The organism is Olsenella intestinalis, from assembly GCF_023276655.1.
Classification (GTDB): Bacteria; Actinomycetota; Coriobacteriia; order Coriobacteriales; family Atopobiaceae; genus Olsenella_J; species Olsenella_J intestinalis.
Genome location: NZ_JALGRK010000001.1, coordinates 1,032,981 through 1,052,239, shown reverse-complemented (window position 1 = coordinate 1,052,239; position 19,259 = coordinate 1,032,981). Strand labels below are relative to the sequence as shown.

The window sequence follows — 19,259 nt, the reverse complement described above, 5'->3', positions numbered from 1 at the left end:
GGGCGGACGCGACCGACGGGTCAGGAGCGGGGCGAGAGGAGCGTGGCGCCGGCGCTGTGATAGAGCTTGGCGGGCTGGAGCTCGCCCGCGCGCCAGCGCACCTTGACCCACTGCGGCATGACCGTGAGGGCGAGCCGGCCGGGCGCGCCGCCTGCGCCCTCGACGTCGATGGCGCGCGCGAAGGCCGCGCGGGCAGCGTCGCGCCAGCGCGCGTCGGCGGCGCCCCACGACTCGAGGAGGCCCATCGTGCGCGCGCCGACGCCGGAGGAGAAGCTCTCGAGCACGGCGGAGGGGCGCTCGACGCCGAAGCTCGCGTCGATGGCGAAGGTGTCGCCGATGCCGCCGTCGGGATACACGTCGAACTGGAAGTCCACGGACGGCGGCGCGGCCGCGAGGAGGGCCGTGACCTGCTCGAGCATGGCCCCGTCGTAGGCGGCAAACCCGATGCGGTCGAAGGCCGCGGCCAGACGCGCGGCGTCGGCCGCGCAGGCGAGCTTCTCCTCCAGGGAGAGGTAGCCGCAGACGCGCAGCGGCGATGCGGGCCTGCCGCGAAACATCCCGAAGAACGAGAGGGGCCAGGCCCTCGGCATGCGAGCCGCGAGGTAGAGGTAGAGGTCAGCGCGGCCGGGCTCTCCGGCCGCCTCGCAGAAGGGGCGGACGTACTCGAGGTGCGCGCGCGGCTGGAAGTGGACGGCCGCCTCGGGCAGGGACTCCGCGCTCGTATCGAGCTCGAAGCCGAGGTTGACACTGCCCCCGGCCCGGTCGATCGAGGCGTACCAGTCGAGGAGCTTTGCGTGCTCTCCGGCGGCCGGCGAGTCGATGCGCGTGTTGGCCTCAACATCCGCGAGGAGCAGCGTCACGTCGAGGAAGGGGTCGCCCGCGAGCGGGTGCTCGAGGTAGACGTCGGGAAACCGACGCCCCACCAGAAACGGGGGCACGGCCTCCCAGGCTCGCTCGAAGGAGTCGCCGAACAGGGCGTCGCGCCGCCCGTCGTCGGCGGCGACCAAAAGCAGCGTCTGGAACGACTGCGTGAAGTCGGGCGCGAGCATGGTCACGCCCCCTCGGTCTCGATGCGCGCGAGCAGGTAGGCCTTTGCGTCGGCGGGCAGGCCCGCGCGCCAGCGGAGCTTCACAAAGGCGGGCAGGCACGAGAGGGTGACGGCGGCGTCACCGTGGGCGAGGCGCTTGGCGAAGGCGCAGCCGGCGAGGTCGCGCCAGCGCGCGTCGGAAAGGCCCATGCCCTCGACCCAGCCGGCGAGGCGCGCGATCTCGGCGCGGCGCGCCGGCTGGGCCCAGTCGTCCGGCTGGAAGCGCACGCTGGCCGAGAGGCGCGGCAGGGGCCGCCCTCCCTCGCCGACGTCGAACTGCAGCTCGAGCGGAAAGGGCGAGCGCGCGAGTCTCGAGACGGTCGCATATGCGTCGTCGGGCAGGCCCGCCATGCCAAGCCGGGCGAGGTCGTCGCGAAGGGCGCCCTCCCCTGCCGCGTACGCGGACTGGGCCGCGTCCCCGACGATGCACTCGACCCGGACCCACGCGCTCTTCTCGGCTGCGTGACGACGGGGGAAGCAGCCCTCGTAGCAGGCGAACCAGCCCGCGGGCATGCGACCCGTGAACGCGCGGTGGGCTTCGGCGAGGCCGCCCTGGCCCGCCGCCTCGAGGAATCCCGCCGCGACGGAGGAGTCGGGGCGGCTCACGAGGAGCTGCACGGCCGGGGTGTCGACGTCGCCGGCCGAGGTGTCGAAGCTGAGCGCGAGCTGGCGCACGTCGCGGGCGTCCTGGGAGGCGAACCACGCGAGGGCGCGGTCGTAGGCGTCGGAGAGGTTCGCGAAGGCGAGGCGGCGCGTGCCGGCGGCATCGGCCGCGGCGCGCGCGTCGTCGTGCGAGACGAGCGCATGGAGGTCGAGCCAGGGCTCGCCCGCAAGCGGCAGCTCGAACCAGAGCTCGGGAAAACCCGCACCCACGAGGCTGCGCGCGAAGGCCTCGCCCACGGCCGGCGTGCGCTCGCCGAAGAGCGACTCCTGGCGCCCGTCGGCGGCAAGGAGCGCGCACAGGATCTCGAAGACGAACGTGCGGTCCACGCGATCCACCCCCTACTCGTCGGGCAAGAGGCTACGCTTGCTGCCGCAGGCGGCGTCGCCCTTCTCGCCGATGCGCGCGTGAAGCGCGAGGACGAACGACTCGGGGTCGTCACGGTAGGCGACGCAGGGGCGCGACCCCGCGAGCCGCCGGTTGGGGCAGCCGCCCGCGCAGTGCGGCAGCCATACGCACGCGCGGCACTCGTCGTCGGGCAGCGGCGCCGCGAGGTTGAGGTACTTGGTCAGGTTGTCAGCGCGCGAGGCGGAGGCGATCGGGTCCTTGGGGTCCCAGTCTCGCGCGTGGCCGAACGAGTCCTCGACCTTGTCGACGGACTCCCAGCACTTGTAGAGGTTGCCCTTGTCGTCAACGCCGACGCTCCAGAGCATGCAGGCGCCACAGAAGGATCCCCTGCCACGCACAAAGCGCCTCGCCTCCTGACGGACGCCGACCTCGTTTGCGGACGAGTCGCACAGGAGCCCGACCTGCTCGCCGCGGACGTCCGCCGCCTCGGAGCCGCTCACGGGCGCGGGGTAGTAGTCGAGCCGGTTGCCCGACTCCTCGGCCATGCGCTTGACCAGGGCCTCGAGCCCGTCCATCTCGGCACGGTTGTCCTCGTGGACGTTGTGCCTGATGGTGACCCTGAACGGGATCTTGAGGCCGCGGAGGTTGGAGGTGATGCGCTCGAAGGTCCCGCCGCCGCCCGCGAGGCGCCGCGTCGCGTCGTGGGTGGGCCCGAGTCCGTCGATGGTCACCTGCGCGGTGTCGACCTTGGCCTTCGCGAGCATGTCGACGACGCCCTGGTCGAGCAGGTAGCCGTTGGTGATGATGCCGGCCTTGTAGGTGCAGCCCCTCTCCTCCGCGAGGGCCATCAGGCGCTCGGAAAGCGACTCGATGACGTCGGGGAACAGCAGCGGCTCGCCGCCGAACCAGGTGACGGCAAGCCGGCGAACGCCGGAGGCCTCGAGCATGCGCTCGGCGAGCGCCACGACGTCGTCCTGCACCTCCCGGCTCATCTTGCCGGCGCGGTGGTTCTCGAAGCAGTACGGGCAGTCGAAGTTGCAGCCCATCGTGGGACAGATCGTGAGCGAGACGATGCCCGGGGCGGCGCATGCAGCGCGGCCGAGCGTCTCGACGGCGGCGAGCTCGTCGAAGTTCACGACGACGCCGCGACGAGAGAGCCTGTCGATGATGGGGTGGCGCTCGTCGATCTCGTCGAGCACGGACAGCAGGTAGAGCTCGATGGGCGTGTACTCGGCGCATGTGCCCCTGAAGAGGTTCGCTATCGCGACGTTCTTGCTGCCGGGCACCCTCGCCATGAGGTTGTACCTGGACGCATGCCATCCCGCCTGGGCCGCGGTGCGGCCATGGCCCTGCTCGTTCTCTCCCACTGCCTGCGCCTTCCCTCGTCTACTCCAGACCATATCGCATGGTGCGGACAGGGCGCGAACGCACGGCCCGCACCCGACTGTATGCACAGTACGCTGCGGTCATCACCAATTCTTGAGGAACGCGATGACGTTTCGGTCACCGTCGCGGAGATAGGCGGCGTCATCCATGTTCTCGAGCGCGAGCTTTACGCCCATGCCCGTGAGGAGGTTGCCGTCCCCGGGGACGGAGGGCTCGTACTTGAGCGGGTCGAACGGCCTGCCCCAGTCAGCGAGGCACACCACGATGGAGTCGGGCTTCGCGTTGTACACGTAGGAGACCTGCACGTCGCCGGGCTCGTCCTGCTGGTCGTAACCATGCTCGCACACGTTGACGAACAGCTCCTCGACGATGAGCTCGATCTGGCGGCGCACCTGCGGCGGGCACTGGAACTTCGAGAGGTCGAGGTCCATGCGGCGCCTGACCTGCTCCGACCCTTCGGTCGTGGCGCGCACCGTCAGCAGACCCGTCACCTCGGGCGGGACGCCGTACTCGAGGCAGAGCATGGTGATGTCGTCAGACTGCTCGGCGCCGTTGGCCCACCGGCGAAGCTCTGCCTGAAGCAGGTCGACGAGCATGCGCGGGTGCGAGGCGCTGTTGCGCTGGAGAAACTCCTCGAGGCGCGCGTTGCCGAACTCCTCGCCGTCGGGGTCGAAGGCCTCGTTGACGCCGTCGGTGTAGAGGAGCAGCTCGTCGGTCGGCTCGATCGTGATGGTCGAGGAGGTGTACTTGGACTGCTCGAACAGGCCGAGGATGGGGCCGTTCTTCTCCTTGAGCCACGTCCACTCTCCGCCATGTCGCAGGAGCGGCGGGTTGTGGCCCGCGTTGACGTAGGTCAGCTCGCCGGTGTTGTAGTCGAGCGTGCCGCACCACGCCGTGACGAACATGGTCGCGTCGTTTCCGGCGCAGAGGTTGCGGTTGGCGCTCGCGACCGCCTCGGCGAGGTCGATGCCGCGCTTCATGTAGTTCGCAAGCTCGGTCTTGGCCGTCATCATGTACAGCGAGGCGGGGATGCCCTTGCCGCTCACGTCGGCGATGAGGAAGCCGAGCGTGTGGTCGTCGATGAGATAGAAGTCGTAGAAGTCGCCGCCGACCTCGCGCGCCGCGTTCATCGAGGCGTAGATGTCGAAGGCCTCCACGTCGGGGAAGGGCGGGAAGGTCCTCGGCAGCGCCGACGACTGGATCGCCTTGGCCGTCGCGAGGTCGCGCTCGATGCGCTTGCCCTCGGCCGCGATGGCGTCGCGCAGGGCGGCGACGGTGCGGTTGATGTCGTCGGAGAGCGACGAGAACTCGGAGCTGTGCCTCACGTCGACCTTGGCCTCGAGGTCACCCGACGTGATCTCCTCGAGCGTCCCGTTGACCTGCCAGATGCTGTTGACCACGACGTGGCGGATGAGGATGAAGATGGCCGCGAACAGTGCCGCGAACACGAGCACCTCCATGAACGAGATGACGAGGACGGCAAGGTCGCGCGTCTGGACCGCCTCGGCCACGGGGAGAAGAGCGATGGCACGCAGGCCCTCGACGTCCTCCTGGTAGGCGAAGTAGTCGACGCCGTAGAGGCTCGTCTGGAAGAGGGTGTCGGTCCCGTTCGACTTCACGTCCCCCACAAGTGGGCTCTTCTCGGCGGAGAAGAGCGAGACGTCCTTGCGGGTACCCACGAACTCGCCGTCCTCCTTCATGACGATGACGAGGCCGTCCTGGCCGACGTGGCGGTTCGCGACGGCCAGGCACACCTGCGCCACGATGTCGTTGAGGAACTGGCCGCCGTCATAGCCGCCCTGGATGAAGCCGCCCTGGATGCGGACGCCGGCGAACTTGCGCCACTCGTTGCCGTCGGCGGACATGGGGCGGTAGTCCTGCACGTACTGGATAGAGCGTCCCGCGGGAAGGAGATCCAGGAAGGCGGAAGACTGCTCGCCAGAGCGCATGTCGAAGCCGATGTAGGTCGGGTTGTTGCTGGCTACGATCCGGGCCGTGTTGTCTACGACGTAGATGTCGCTCACGTTGTGCTCGCGCGCGACCGCGGCGAGGTCAATGTTGGCCGCGTCCGCGACGGACGGGACGTCCTTGGAGATCTCCCACGTCCTCTGAAGCAGGTTGGCGTCGGAGGCGTCGCGGATGTCGGCCTTGACCTCGTCGAGCGATCGCTTGAGGGTCGAGGTGGCCGACGCGGTCATCGTGCTCTGCTGCAGCGCGAACATGAAGCCGACGGTAATGCAGAAGCCGACCGCGACGACGCCGAGCATGCCGACCTGAATGACCTGAGAGATCTCGCGCGTGCTGTGGGGGTTCATGAGCTTGCGCCCGTTCATGAGCGTCATCGCGGCGCTGGAGAGCGCCACCGAGATGCCGTTGCAGCTGATCATGGGAACCGAGCAGGCCTGGACGACCAAGAACGCGTGGGAGGCGTCGTTGAGGTTCGTGAGGAAGACGAGCAGCAGGTGCAGCACCTCGGCGACCATGCCGATGGCCAGCGCGAGCGGCCAGGTGGGCTTGCGGTCCTGGAAGAGGAACTTGTCGAGCAGGGCTGCGTAGAAGCCGATGGCGATCGTCGCCACGCTGCACGCCACGCGCGTGTACATGCCGCCGCCCCACAGGACGGAGAACCAGCGCTCGACGCCGCCGATGATGCCCGCCATGATGCCCGCGGGGCCGCCGAAGTAGAGGCCCGCCACGAGCGGCGCGGCATCACGCACGTTCATCGTGGCGTCCGCGGTCTTGATGCCGAACTCGTTGCCGAAGATGGCGATCATGCCGAAGATGAGGCCGCAGAGGACCTGCTTCTGCCAGAAGCCCATCTTGGAGAGGCCCGTCTTCTTGAACGCGAGGGTCAGAAGCGAGCTCGCGACGACAGGCAGGAGGGTCGCGAACGCAAACTGCAAGATGATGCCGAGTTGCCCGGAGGGTAGCACGTGGATCACCCCTTACATTCCAACCGTTAGGTGGTGTGTATTATCCCAAAGGCACGGCTTCGCACCTACAGGATATGCTGCGAGATGCGTGGATTGGGCTGCTCGCGGCGCAGGCGGCCCCAGGACGGCTAGAGGCGCCGCAGGAGGCGCGCCGGGACGCCGCCCACGACGGTGTTCTCCTCGACGTCCCTCGAAACGACGGCACCCGCGGCGACCACCGCGCCGTTCCCGATGGTGACGCCGGGCAGCACCGTCACGTTCGCGCCGAGCCACGCGTCGTCGCCGATGCGAACGGGCGCGGGCAGAAGGTTCGCCCTCCTGACCGGGTCCATGTTGTGGTTGAGCGTCGCGATCACGGCGTTGTGGCCGATAAGAGCGCGCTCGCCGATGTAGATGCCACCCTGGTCCTGGAAGCGGCAACCCGCGTTGATGAACACGCCGGCCCCCACGTGGGTGTTGAGCCCGCAGTCGGTCGTGAACGGCGGGAACAGCCCCACGCCCTCGGGCAGCTCGCACCTCCAGAGCTCCTCGAGCTGCCGGCGCACGTCCGAGAGGCTCTCGAAGCTCGCGTTCATGCGCGAGGTGATGCGCATCGCGCGCTCGGAGGCGGCCGTCATGAGACGGTGCATCTCAGATCCGCCCTCGACCTCGCGCCCGCTGTTCATGTACGCCACGAAGCGCTCGATCTCGTCGTCGGTCATCTCGCGCGAGTCCTCGTAGTTGCCCCTTGCCATGCGATTCCCCAATCGGTCGTCCCGTCCCTCTCGCCCGCGCGACGCCTAGGGCACGCGCAGCGTCATCTCCACATCTGCGTCGCCGAGCGCCTGCGCGAGCTCGTCGGCCGAGACGCCCTCGACGTGCCCGAGTCGCGTGTATGCCCAGCTGTTGGAACCCGTGAACACGCAGACCTGGTTGCCCTGGTAGAGCATGACGTCGCCCGGCTCGGCCCTCAGCTGCTCGTCGCTTGCGGGAAGCGCCCACGGGAGCGCGCCCACGCGCTCGAAGCCGCCGTACGAGCGAAGGCTCAGCGTGACGGGCCCCTCGCGCAACCTCTCTGCAAGCGCCGAGGCGGCCGCCGTGTCCGCGGTCGCGACCGTGAGGCGACGTCCCGCCACGTCGAGCGCGATCGTCGCGGCCGCGGCGTCAGTCACGGCCCCCTGGCCCTGTCCCTGCCCCGAGGCCTCGCTCTTCTCGGCCTGCGAAGCGCCTGCAGCAGGAGAGCCACCCTGCCGAGAGGAGCACCCGCCAAGGCCGACGCCCGCCAGGACCGCCAGCGCGAGCGCGGCCGAAGCGACGGCCGCCGCAGTCGCGCGGGCGGCCGTCCCTGAGCGCGTCACGTCCATGCAGCCCCCTACGCCGCGTTGAAGACGTCCTTGGGCTGCTTGCAGCGCGGACACCTCCAGTCGTCGGGCAGCTCCTCGAACGGCGTGCCGGGCGCGATGCCCGCGGCCTCGTCGCCGACGGCCGGGTCGTACACGTAGCCGCAGACCGAGCAGACGTACTTGCCCGAGCGCGTCTTGAAGGTGACCTCCCCCACCGGGATGGTCTCGGGCGGCATCTCCAGGTCGACCACGCGCTTCGCCTCGAGGTTCTCCACGCCCAGCGGCGTGTGCGTCGAGAGGTAGACCGTGGGGTTGGACGCGACGAAGGCGCGCACGCGGTCGAGTGTCTCGCGCGCGGCGGCCGCGTCCTCGAACACCACCGAGAGCTTGTTCTCGTAGAGCGCCTCGTCAGTGTAGGTGACGTCGCCGTGGATCATGTAGAAGAGCCCCTCGTCAGCGTCCTCCACCACTACGATCGCGTTGCCGCGCGTGTGGCCCTCCGCACGCAGGTACCAGACGCCGTCGGCGATGCGCTGGCTCTCCGGGAAGTTCTTGTACGCGCCGTCCGTGAACGCCACAGGCTCGACGTTGCCCAGGCCCCGCAGCTCGTCGGCACCCACCTCGTTCTCGTTCACGTAGATGCGCGCGTTGGGGAAGCTCGCGAGCTCGCCGGAGTGGTCGCCGTGCTTGTGGGTGAGAAGGACCTTGCCCACCTGCTCGGGAGCGTAGCCCAAATCCGCAAGTGCCTCGAGGTAGCCCATCCTGTCATGCCCCGTGTAGATCATGGTCGTCTCGTCGGGCGACTCCTCGGGCGTCCCCGCGGGAAGGCCCGTGTCCACGAGGATGACCTCGTCGCCGGTGTCGATGAGGTAGTTCTGCAGGCCCGAGCGATAGCGCACCGAGGCGTCGAAGGCCTCGGGCCCCTCCTCGCCGCCAAAGGCGAACGGCTGCGTCATGAACCCGTCCGTGCGAAAGATAACCGGAAGCACCTTCATGATGAATCTCCCCTCTCGTTTTGAATCCTCTCGCCGTGCACGTCGAATGCGTACGACGTCTGCCACTGTTGGAACGACCAGACCTCGAGCGTACGGGCGGCGTTTCGATACATGGAGCTGAACTGGGTGAACGACGTTCCCACGGCCTCCGTCCGCTCGTTCTGCGCGACGCTCTGGAGCATGACGAGGGCCTCGGCCTCGGACATGCGCGTCCGGTACGTCTCCGAGGTCGTGTCGCGGTGCATCTCGAGCTGGCTCGCCAGCGTCACGAAGCGATGGTAGCCGTGGCCGTAGCCGAACCGGTAGCGCTGGGCGCCGCCCTCGTCGACCAGCCTGACGGCCTCTTCGCGAAGCCTTCCCTTGTAATACGAGTCGGCGATGTCGTCGCTCCCGACGTAGAAGTTGGTGACCACGTCGGTCTCGACGGTCGACAGCTCGCCGTTGCGGCTCTCGAGGACGACGCTTCTGCCGGCGGCGTCCGTCACGAAGAGGTGACAGCTCTGCCAGTCGGCCGGCGTGAGGTCGGACGTCCTCGCGTAGTCGATGGCCTCGGCGACGTCAGCGCAGTTGTCGACGAGGCGGCGCAGCATGATCGACGAGCCGGCGGCCATGCGCGCGCCCTCCTCCCCCTCCCGTATGTCGACCATGAGGACCGAGACGGCCAGCCCCCTCTCGTTCATGGCGTCCATGCACTGGTAGGGAATCGTGTCGAGGAGGTCTGCGCTGAACCCCTCGACGTCGGGTCCGCCGCGCTTGAGCAGCGGGTTTTTGGTGTCGCAGTAGACCGCGTCGGCGGCGCCTATGGACTCGTACTTGCCCGCAGGCGCACAGTGCAGAACCACGTTGAGCCCGGTGATCGTGCGGTCCTCGGCAGACACGCGATGCGGCTCGTCGAAGTTGCGGCACGTGAGCGGCTCGCCCTCGAGGGTGTGCGTGAAGAAGGCCGAGCAGGACGGCCTCGTCGCACCGGACTCGTCGAGCTTGCGCAGGACCTCCTCGGAGTAGTAGTCCTTCGCGTAGTCGAGGTAGTACAGATAGCCGTCGTCGTCGAGGCGCGCGGGCTCGCCGGCTCGCGGACTCCAGGAGCCGGCCTCGGCGTACGCGCCCTGGCTCTTCTCGGCCGAAGGCGCCGAGGGCGCCTGCGCGCAACCCGACAGCGCGAGCATGCAAGCGAGGGCGCACGCGGCTAGACCGCGCAGCGGCGACGCGACTCGAAGCGAAACAGGTAGCCCCATGGTCATCCCCTCTCGCTTTGCGGGCGAACGACCCGGTCGTGCCTGGCGGCGCGCCGGCGTCGCGGATCAGAGCACGGGGCGGCCGTGCCTGGCGAGGAGCTCCTGCGCGGTGAGGCAGGCGAGGCAGTCGCAGTACTTGGCACCCTCCTTCTTGCGCTTAAGGGCGTGCGCCTCCATGTCGGCGGCAACGTCCTCGCCGAGCATCTGCTTCGCGGCGCCGCGGGCGAAGACGAGGACCTCGTCGATGGTGGTGTGGTGCCCGTCGAGGGCGTCGAGCAGCTTGGTCGTCGCCTGGTCGGCGTCGGCGCCGGCCGCGATCGCGTCCTTCCACGCCTGGCACGCGGCCAGGGTCGTCTTGGAGCTTGACGGCGCGCCAAGCAGCACGTCGACCTTCTCGGTCGTGTAGTCGAGCAGTTCCTTGTCCATGGAATCCCCCTTCGAAAACGCTCCGTCACACACGCGTGGGGTCATTGTCGCATGCGCCCGCGCGGCGGGGACCATCCCTTCGGCAGGCGCTACACGGGGCTGGACCTGACGCCGCGGATGGTGGAGGTGGCGGACGCGAAGGGGATCGGGAACGCGCGCTTCGTCGTGGGCGACGCCGAGGACCTGCCGTTCGACGATGCGAGCTTCGATGCGATCATCTGCGCAAACAGCTTCCACCACTATCCGAACTCACGGGCGTTCTTTGGCGAGGCCTCGCGCGTGCTGCGTCCCGGTGGCAGGCTGGTCCTGCGCGACTACACGACCGCGGCGCCCATTGTGTGGCTCATGAACCACATAGAGATGCCCCTGGCGAACCTCGTCGGCCACGGCGACGTGCGCGCGTATACGCTCGACGAGGTCCGCACGCTCTGCGAGGGGTCGGGCCTCTCGTGCGAGAGGCTCGAGGCGCAGAGGCGATTCCGGCTGCACCTGGTCGCGCGCAAACCAGCGACGCCCAGGGCCTAGGCCTCGATCTGGCTCAGGTTCGTCCAACCGGGCAGGGACCGCACGATCTTCTCGCCTGCGATGGCGTTTTCGGGCCGGGGTTTGCCGAATCGTTTCATCGCGACTACCAGCAAGCTTGCACGGTTGCCCAATTGAGCGCATCCAAACATCCTAATTGCCTACTACGGACCCACGGTTCCATGTCGTCCAGGAGAAGGACAAACCCGAGCTTGCACAGATAGTCCTTCACATTCTCCGGCACCCAATACTCATCAAGCCCGTTCGTGCACATGCGTCACCTCCGATAGTCCAGCCGGTAAGGTCAGGTGAAGTGTCCGCGTATGTCACAAAAAGCCCCGTCACTTAAAATGCCGAGAAGAACAAACTGCAATCGGATCTGACGAGGTGTGCCAGATGAAGAATGGGAAGATGCCGAACCCGAACACCGTTCACCCCATAGCCGGCTACGAGAACGAGATCTATGTGAAGCCGACCATCACGAGACCGAACATCATCGTTGGAGACTTCACCTACATCGCGGACTCCGAGTTCGAGAGCCACGTCACGCACCACTACGAGTGGAACGGGGACAAGCTCATCATCGGGAAGTTTTGCCAGATAGCCGCAGGTGTCGAGTTCGTGATGAACGGCGCGAACCACCAGATGAACGCGGTCTCCACGTTCCCGTTCTACACGCTGGAAGGTTGGGAGATGGACCCTCCGTCACCAGAAGACCTTCCTCTCAAAGGCGATACGGTCATCGGTAACGATGTCTGGATCGGACAGAACGCGGTCATCCTGCCAGGCGTTCACATCGGCGACGGCGCGATTATCGGTGCCAACAGCGTGGTGGGGAAAGACGTCGAACCCTATACCATCGTCGCCGGCAACCCCGCCAAGATCCTACGCAAACGTTTTGACGACGAGTTAATCGACCTGCTCCTGGAGTTCAAATGGTGGGATAAGAAGATCGTGGAGATAAACGCCCTCATCCCGCTCCTCACATGCAGTGATTTGGAGAAGGTGAAGAGCGGGCTGGAAGCACAGCTCTAACCATCAGCCGAGAAACGCGAGAAGGGCCAAGGTAACCAGGGCACACGCCAGCAGCCGCAAGAATTCAATGTGACCTCCGACGCCGGCGACGGATCCACCGAGGGGTCGCCGAGGGCCCAGGGCGGCTAGGACCCGATCTGGCTCAGGTTCGTCCACCCGGGCAGGGACCGCACGATCTTCTCGTACCAGCCACCCTCGAAGTAGCGGCACTTGGTGACGTCCCTGCAGGTGAGGCCCGAGAGGTCGCGCCTGCCCGAGAAGAGCAGGCCCAGGGCGCGGCATCCCCCGCCGCAGTAGTCGAGGTGCTCACACGTCGCGCACGCGCTGCCGGCGAGGTCCCCCACGGTCATGTTCGCCGTCCTCGTGTACGCGCCGTCACCGAGCAGCTCCGCCAGCGGCGTCTCGCGCACGTTGCCCAGGCTGATCTGGTCCTTCAGGAAGAAGCCCGACATCTGGCTGCAGGGCATGACCTCGCCGTCGGAGGTCACCGCGACCATGGTGTGGGTGCAGTTGCAGCAGTGCCGCACGCCCGGGCGGGCCGGGCCCGCGAACTTGACGGGCTTGAATATGTTCGCGACAAGAAGGCAGTAAACCTTGGGATGGGTAAGTGGCATATGGGCACCAAGCCCCTCACGTGCGGCAACTAGCCAAAAGGCCGTTGCGGCCACTGTTCATGCCTTTACTAAAAGAAGACATGTCGCCTGCCTGGTTCTGTCGATACGCGCGCCAGGCGCTCGTGTCGCGCAACGCGCCCCTTCGCAAATGCCAAACGGCATACATGACGTCGGCAGCGAGGCCTCCGACATCGAAGGCCTCGGCAGGGTTCACGTCGGCATGCGCGGCGGTGGGGCGCCGACAGTCGTCCCCTATTCCCTGATGAGGCACCTGTCTTGGTCATCTTCCTCCGGGTCGGCAAACCGCTCCACGCGCATGTGGGGGTCGTGCTCGTCGCGGAGCCGGGTGATGCACGCCATCATGGGGGGGACGCGTGATGCTCGTCGAGCGCAGCCTGGTCACGCCAGCGACCGCTAGCGGTTGTCCCAGCTTCCCTCCGTGGAGCCGACGGTCTGACCCACGCCGCGCGTGCCGTTGATCGTGACCGTGTACTGGTAGCCGTCTTCGAGCACGGTCAGGTTGGGAGCCCCCTCGACCTCGTCGAAGACCATCGTCTCGTAATAGCCGTTGGGACCGAACTGCTCGTTCTCCCCGTACCACTCGGTTCCGATGGAATCCTTCACGGAGTACTCGCCGCCCGGCAGCCACGTCTGGACGGTGCCGCCTCCCTTGATGAACAGGGTCTCGGCCAGCTTGTTGTCCTTGGTGAATACCGAGATGTAGCAGCCCTTGTTGGCGTCCTCCTCGTTGACGACGAATTCGAGGATCATGCTGTCGCTGGCCATGTCGGGGTCGTGGAAGAGCTCGCCAGTCTCGGGCATGACCTGCACGCATGCGGCGGCGCGCTGCTCCCAGTCGCCGTAGGCGCTCTTCTCGAAGGCCTGCTTCGCACTGTAGAACTTGCCCTCGCCGAACAGGGCGCTCGCGCGGTCGTACTCGGCCTTCGCGGCGTCTTCGACGCTGGTGTCGGCCGGCTTGTCGCCACCGGATTGCGCAAGAGTCGAGGGCGAGGCGTTGCCACCGCAGCCGGCAAGGCCCAACGCCAACATGAGCGCGCAGCACGACAAAACGCTTACCAGGGATTTCCGCATAGGTCCCACCCCTCCCAAACGCTTGCGAACCGATGCTTTCATTTTACCTGCGGGCGGCTCGGAGCCGATTTGCGAACCGAACCAACGGCCGTTCGCGTAGAGGAAAGGCGCCATGGCGCACGCGGGCGAGAAGAGCCTCGTCCGTCATCGCATGACAGGCGACCCCGAACAGCCCCGAAAGGCCAGCACATAGTCGGTCGCGGGAACTGGGTTTGTACCAACAACCTCCGGATTATGAGAACGGAGAGCCACGGCATCAAACATGCTACTTTCAAACGGGCGTCCCGTTTGACAAAGCCATGGGAACACGTCGGGGGTCCTTCCTTGTGGGCAGGGGCAGACGGCCATGCTGGACAACGTTCTGAATCCCTTCTTGTGTCGAGCCGTTTGAGGTCAAATGGCAACAGCCAGCCAATGTTTCGAGGCAGTTATGCTGCATTTTTCGTAGCATAGATTCTGAGTCTGCAACTGATGGTCGTCGGGTGTGGTAGCCGTCGCGGAGAGGACGTGCGCTTAAGGCTGCAATGCAAGCGGCAGCGACGGCAACAGAAGGAGGACTGCCATGGAGTCGAGGAAGATGCGGATCATGGGCATCCTACTTGGGCTGGCGATGGCCCTAGGTCTGATGCCGGGCCTTGCGCTTGCAGAAGGCGGTGAGCTCCAGGCGGCCAGCAGCAAGCCGCCGCAAGCCATTCAGGCGACCGTCATGTCTGTTTTCACATCCGATACGGGGAAAAACATCGACGCCAAGGTGGTTGAGGGCGGTGGCGCGCTCAGCTACGCCGTCAAGAGTGGTAGCGAGAACTACATCGCCGTGAACGAGTCGACCGGAGAGCTCACGATCAAGTCCGCTCCGTCAGACAACGTAGCCTACGTCACTGCAACCGCAGCGGAAACCGATGCCTATGCGCAAACCTCCGTGGATGTGCCCGTAAGGGTTTTCGACAAGTACAAATACGAAGTCAGCTTTTGGACGATTCAGTACTCGGCTGGCTACAGAGTTTACAACTTGAGCTCGCTGGACATTAAGCTGTTCGACAAGAGCGGCACGAAAGTGGGAGAGACGACCGTCGAGAACCCAAAAAAGGGCGATAAGGTTGAGGTACTCGCAACAAACTTCGCAGACAGAGTTGAGATGACTGCGCATATTCAGCTTCCAAAGCGCGACCCCTTCACGCTCACCGGATCCGGCGGAATAGGCGGGAGCATCAATGTGTGGAATCCATCGAGCTATTCGGGAAAAGTCTTCACCTGCAACTACGGGATGAATGCGCCGGAACCAGACTATGCTGCCCCCGTCGCCAAGACCACTCTGACTGCCAACGGCACCAAGCAGACGCTACTCTATCCGGGAAGTGTCTCAGTCGGCGGACAGATGCAATATTGCCCTGGAACTGAGTCCGGACCGAATTGGAACGAGTGGTGGACTGGGTGTCCGAGAGCAGTTGATCCCGGCACGTACTACGTGTGGTGGAGGACCCATAACTATGCTGGCCGCAGCGCTAGTTACGTCGGCCAGGGACGTAGTGAGGTGGCACCGCAGTGCATTGAGGTGACAATTGGCAAGGGCACCATCAGCCCAACCGTCGATATGGAGGGGTGGACCTACGGAGAAGAGGCCAAGACGCCCACCGTCACCGGCAACACCGGCAACGGCACGGTGACCTACGAATACAAGGTCAAGGGCGCAGGCGACGACACGTACACCGCGACCAAGCCGACAGATGCGGGCGAGTATACCGTGCGGGCATCCATTGACGACACCGAGTTGTACAGCGGAGGGACCGCGACCAAGGACTTCACCATTGCCAAGGGCGCGGCGTCCACTCAGGACGTTCGCATTATGGGAGTCTTGTCTACCAGTGATGCAGATACTGCCTGGGTGGCCAGCGTCGAGCAGCCTTTGGCGGGCATGATGCCCAGCGACGCGGGCGCGCTGGCCTACGAGGCCGGCGAGGTCAAATACGCGGATGGCACAACCACATTGCCCGCCGGCGTCACGTCGTTTACTTCTCATGTGGACTCGGACGGCAAGGTCACGGCCAGGCTCGAGATCCCGTCAACGGCGACCGACATACCCGAGGCCGTGCGGGAAATCACCCTGCCCTTGACCGTGAGATCCCAGAACTACGAGGATTCGACCATCAACGTCGTCGTGGTGCCCACGAAGAGGACAGAAAAGACGGTGACCATAGCGGGCGCCCCCGGCTCCAAGACCTATGGCGACGACGCCTTCACCCTGACCGCCACCGTGGATGGCGAGCAAGGCGAAGCGAGCGACTGGTACTGGTACAGCAGCGACCCCAACGTGCTCGAGGTCGCGAACACGGGCTCGAACGAGATGCCCGTCACGGTCAAGGGCCCCGGCTCCGCCATGATCATGGCATGGTACGAGCCGAGCGATCCCGCGCGTCAATACATCGGCGCGGCGACAACGGAACCCATCACGGTCAACAAGGCGAGCATCAGCCCCAGCGTCTCCATCGATGGGTGGACCTATGGCGAGGCGGCCAAGGCGCCCAGCGTTACCGGCAACACCGGCAAAGGCGCGGTGACCTATTCCTATAGCGGCACAACCAGCGGTGAGACGGCCTTCGGGCCCTCCGCCGACGCCCCAACACAGGCAGGCACATACACCGTCACGGCTACGGTTGCCGAGACGGACAACTACCTGGGCGCCACCTGCACGAAGGACTTTTCCATAGCCCCGAAAAAAGTCCCTGTCACCGTGGTTGCCGAGGATAAGACCTACGATGGCACAGCCGATGCGACCGTGGTTGCTGCCATGAAAGCCAGCGACCTGGTTGATGGCGACTTGCTAGAAGGCACCGTGGTTTATGAAGATGGCTCCGTGACGTTCCCTGGCCTCAAGGGCAGGTTCGAAGATTCGAGCGCTGGCCAGAACAAACCAATCACGCTCGACGCCACCGACGTCACCTACCCCGTTGCGGATGTGGCGAGCTATGAGGCAGTGATATCTGAAGAGCCTACGGCTTCGATTCAGCCGCGTCCCGTCTACGTCAAGGCGGACGACAAGACGAGTAAGCACGGCCAGGCTATCGCCGAGCTCACCTACAGCCTCGAAAGCCCCGACAGCTCCAGCGGACTCGTTGGCGAAGATACCTCTGCATCTCTTGGTATCACCGCCTCCACTGCGGCCAGCAGCAGCTCGGATGTGGGCGAGTATCCCATCACGCTTTCCGGGGGCACAGGCAATGGCAACTACAATGTCTTCTTCGCCGAGGGCGGCACGTACACCATCACCAAGGCGGACGGGCTGACCAGGAGCACCAACGTTATGGGAGTCTTGTCTTCCAGTGACGCTGATTCTGCTTGGGTGACCAGCATCGAGCAGCCTTTGGCGGGCATGATGCCCAGCGATGCGGGCACGCTGGCCTACAAGGGCATCACGACCAAATACGCGGATGGCTCAACCACATTACCCGAGGGCGTCACGTCGTTTACCTCTCATGTAGGCTCGGACGGCAAGGTTACGGCCGCGCTCAAGATCCCATCAACGGCGACCGACATACCCGAGGCCGTGCGGGAAATCACCCTGTCTGTGACCGTGACATCCGAGAACTACGAGGATTCGACCATCAACGTCGTCGTGTTGCCCACTAAGAGGGAAGTGAAGGCGGTGACCATAGATGGCGTCCCCGACTCCAAGACCTATGGCGACGAAGCCTTCACCCTGACCGCCACCGTGAACGGCGAGCAAGGCGAGGCGAGCGACTGGTACTGGTACAGCAGCGACCCCGACGTGCTCGAGGTTCCTGCGATAACAGATCCGCCTAGCGGCTCAAACACGGTGACCGTCACGGTCAAGAATCCCGGCTCTGCCATGATCATGGCATGGTATGAGCCGAGCGGCGGTACCACGATCGGCGCGGCGGTAACGGACTCCATCACGGTCGACAAGAAGGACATCAGCCCCAGCGTCTCCATCGACGGCTGGACCTACGGCGGCACGGCCAACGTGCCCGTGCTCGCCGACGGGTCGAACCCCGGCGGGTGCACGGTGACCTACGAGTACAAGGAGAAGGACGCCGATGACGACGCCTATGTCGAAGATACTCCCCTCCAGGCCGGCGAGTACACCGTGCGAGCAACCGTGCTCGAGTCGACCTACCACAAGGGCGGCGTCTGCACGAACGATTTCGCTATAGCCAAGAAGACCATCGCCGCCACCGTGACCGCCGAGAACAAGACCTACGACGGCACGAGGGACGCAAACGTGTCCGCCGCCGTGAACGAAGGAGTGCTCGAAGGCGATGTCGTGACAATGCAAATAAGTGGTGCGTTCGCAGATCCGAATGTCGGCGAGGGCAAGGAAATCACTCTCGACGCCAGCAGTGTAAGCCTTGCCGGCGAGGGCTCGGCGAACTACGAGGCGGAGATGCCTTCCAGCCCGATTACGGCCTCGATCCTACCGCGCCCCATCGTCGTCAAGGCAGACGACAAATCGAGTCGTAAAGGCGAGGCCATGGTCGAGCTCACCTACGGCCTCGATGGGTCAACCACGCTCGCCGAAGGCGATACCCTGGCATCTCTCGGTATCACTGCCTCCACCACGGCTACCAGTAGTTCGAATGTGGGAGAGTATCCCATCACGCTTTCCGGAGGCACGTCCAACCCCAACTACGCGGTGACTCTCGGCGAGGGCGCAAAGTACACCATCACTGAGCCTGCGCCGGCGCCCGAGCCCGCGAAGGGCACCTTGTACCGCCTGTACAACCCATATAGCGGCGAGCACTTCTTCACGGCATCTGAATACGAGCGCGACGCCGTTGCTGCCGCGGGATGGACCTACGAGGGCGAGGCTTGGACGGCTCCTGAGTCCGGCATTCCGGTTTACCGACTCTACAACCCGTATGCCGGCGAGCACCACTACACGATGAGCGCGTTCGAGCGCGACTGCCTCCTAAGCCTGGGCTGGAACGACGAGGGCACGGGCTGGTATTCAGACGAGGCCGAAAGCGTGCCGATCTACCGCCTCTATAACCCCTACGCCTCCTCGAACAGTCACCATTTCACGGCCAGCGCCTACGAGCGTGACTGTCTGGTGTCGCTCGGCTGGAACGACGAGAACATAGGCTGGTACGGTTTGTCGTAGGTACGCCTTGCCTAGACAATAATTGAGGTCAAAGACACGGGTGGACCCCACCTCCCTCTCTTCGGGGAAGGTGGGGTCCCTGTGACATCGGGCTCGTTGCGGGCAAGGCATGTGGTGACTGTCGCCGCGCCCTACCTCGTCGCCCCTCAGCCGAGGCAGCGGGCCACGGTTTCGGTGACGGCGGGGTGGTGGGTCGTGCCGACCTGCACGCAGTCGTATCCCACGAGACGGTTGAGTCGAGTCGGCCCCCCAGATAGGAAACACGCCATGTTCGTCGCAATACTTGTTCATGTACTCGGAGATCGCGGCCGCATGGGCCTCGTTCTCCCCGGCGCCTTCCCAGGGATAGTCATTTACCCAGATGACGTGGCCGTCGGAGGACAGAACTGCGGGCTGCATCTCGTACCTCGGCCTGTCCTCGTACACGGGCTCGCCCCTGGCGGTCTTGACGGCGTGCGTCTCCGTGCGCCAGGCCTGCACGTGGTCG

The 19,259-nt window shown here is 65.6% G+C and carries 14 protein-coding genes; 3 read left to right on the top strand and 11 right to left on the bottom strand.

What is annotated here, in order from left to right; translation table 11 throughout:
- Positions 1–20: 20 nt before the first annotated feature.
- The 9 genes from M5D76_RS04045 to M5D76_RS04005 all read right to left on the bottom strand — a co-directional run bounded on the left by M5D76_RS04045 (position 21) and on the right by M5D76_RS04005 (position 10,393).
- Complete coding sequence (locus M5D76_RS04045) at positions 21–1,049, bottom strand: hypothetical protein (RefSeq protein WP_248922100.1); 1,029 nt, start codon at positions 1,047–1,049, stop codon at positions 21–23.
- Positions 1,050–1,051: 2 nt separating this feature from the next.
- The gene (locus M5D76_RS04040) at positions 1,052–2,077 is read right to left on the bottom strand and encodes a hypothetical protein (protein WP_248922099.1); all 1,026 of its coding nucleotides are present in this window, start codon (positions 2,075–2,077) and stop codon (positions 1,052–1,054) included.
- Positions 2,078–2,089: 12 nt separating this feature from the next.
- Positions 2,090–3,463, bottom strand: coding sequence for a radical SAM/SPASM domain-containing protein (locus M5D76_RS04035; protein WP_248922098.1), 1,374 nt, complete (start codon positions 3,461–3,463; stop codon positions 2,090–2,092).
- A 102-nt stretch (positions 3,464–3,565) separates the two neighbouring features.
- Entirely contained in the window at positions 3,566–6,424 is a 2,859-nt protein-coding gene (locus M5D76_RS04030) for a SpoIIE family protein phosphatase (RefSeq protein ID WP_248922097.1), read from the bottom strand.
- A gap of 119 nt (positions 6,425–6,543) precedes the next feature.
- A complete protein-coding gene (locus tag M5D76_RS04025) occupies positions 6,544–7,149 on the bottom strand; it encodes a DapH/DapD/GlmU-related protein (protein ID WP_248922096.1) in 606 nt (201 codons plus the stop codon).
- A 45-nt stretch (positions 7,150–7,194) separates the two neighbouring features.
- Positions 7,195–7,758, bottom strand: a complete 564-nt coding sequence (locus tag M5D76_RS04020) for a cyclophilin-like fold protein (protein ID WP_248922095.1) — start codon at positions 7,756–7,758, stop codon at positions 7,195–7,197.
- A gap of 8 nt (positions 7,759–7,766) precedes the next feature.
- A complete protein-coding gene (locus M5D76_RS04015) occupies positions 7,767–8,732 on the bottom strand; it encodes a rubredoxin (protein WP_248922094.1) in 966 nt (321 codons plus the stop codon).
- Positions 8,729–9,967: a carcinine hydrolase/isopenicillin-N N-acyltransferase family protein gene (locus tag M5D76_RS04010; RefSeq protein WP_248922093.1), complete on the bottom strand. Its 1,239-nt coding sequence runs from the start codon at positions 9,965–9,967 to the stop codon at positions 8,729–8,731. The genes M5D76_RS04015 and M5D76_RS04010 overlap by 4 nt, the downstream gene beginning before the upstream one ends.
- 66 nt (positions 9,968–10,033) lie before the next feature.
- The gene (locus M5D76_RS04005) at positions 10,034–10,393 is read right to left on the bottom strand and encodes a 3-hydroxyisobutyrate dehydrogenase (RefSeq protein ID WP_248922092.1); all 360 of its coding nucleotides are present in this window, start codon (positions 10,391–10,393) and stop codon (positions 10,034–10,036) included.
- A gap of 51 nt (positions 10,394–10,444) precedes the next feature.
- Between M5D76_RS04005 and M5D76_RS04000 the strand changes: the two genes are divergently transcribed.
- Both M5D76_RS04000 and M5D76_RS03995 read left to right on the top strand, forming a co-directional pair.
- Positions 10,445–10,918: a class I SAM-dependent methyltransferase gene (locus M5D76_RS04000; RefSeq protein ID WP_248922091.1), complete on the top strand. Its 474-nt coding sequence runs from the start codon at positions 10,445–10,447 to the stop codon at positions 10,916–10,918.
- Between the two features lie 393 nt (positions 10,919–11,311).
- Positions 11,312–11,950, top strand: a complete 639-nt coding sequence (locus M5D76_RS03995) for a CatB-related O-acetyltransferase (protein ID WP_248922090.1) — start codon at positions 11,312–11,314, stop codon at positions 11,948–11,950.
- A 125-nt stretch (positions 11,951–12,075) separates the two neighbouring features.
- On the opposite strand, the gene M5D76_RS03990 is transcribed toward M5D76_RS03995, so the two are convergent.
- Positions 12,076–12,564 (bottom strand): SPASM domain-containing protein, encoded by a 489-nt coding sequence (locus M5D76_RS03990; RefSeq protein WP_248922089.1) that lies wholly within the window; start codon positions 12,562–12,564, stop codon positions 12,076–12,078.
- 414 nt (positions 12,565–12,978) lie between these two features.
- On the bottom strand, positions 12,979–13,656 hold the full coding sequence (locus M5D76_RS03985; protein ID WP_248922088.1) for an outer membrane protein assembly factor BamD: 678 nt from the start codon (positions 13,654–13,656) through the stop codon (positions 12,979–12,981).
- Between the two features lie 562 nt (positions 13,657–14,218).
- Here M5D76_RS03985 and M5D76_RS03980 point away from each other — a divergent pair.
- Complete coding sequence (locus tag M5D76_RS03980; RefSeq protein ID WP_248922087.1) at positions 14,219–18,772, top strand: MBG domain-containing protein; 4,554 nt, start codon at positions 14,219–14,221, stop codon at positions 18,770–18,772.
- Positions 18,773–19,259: the final 487 nt, after the last annotated feature.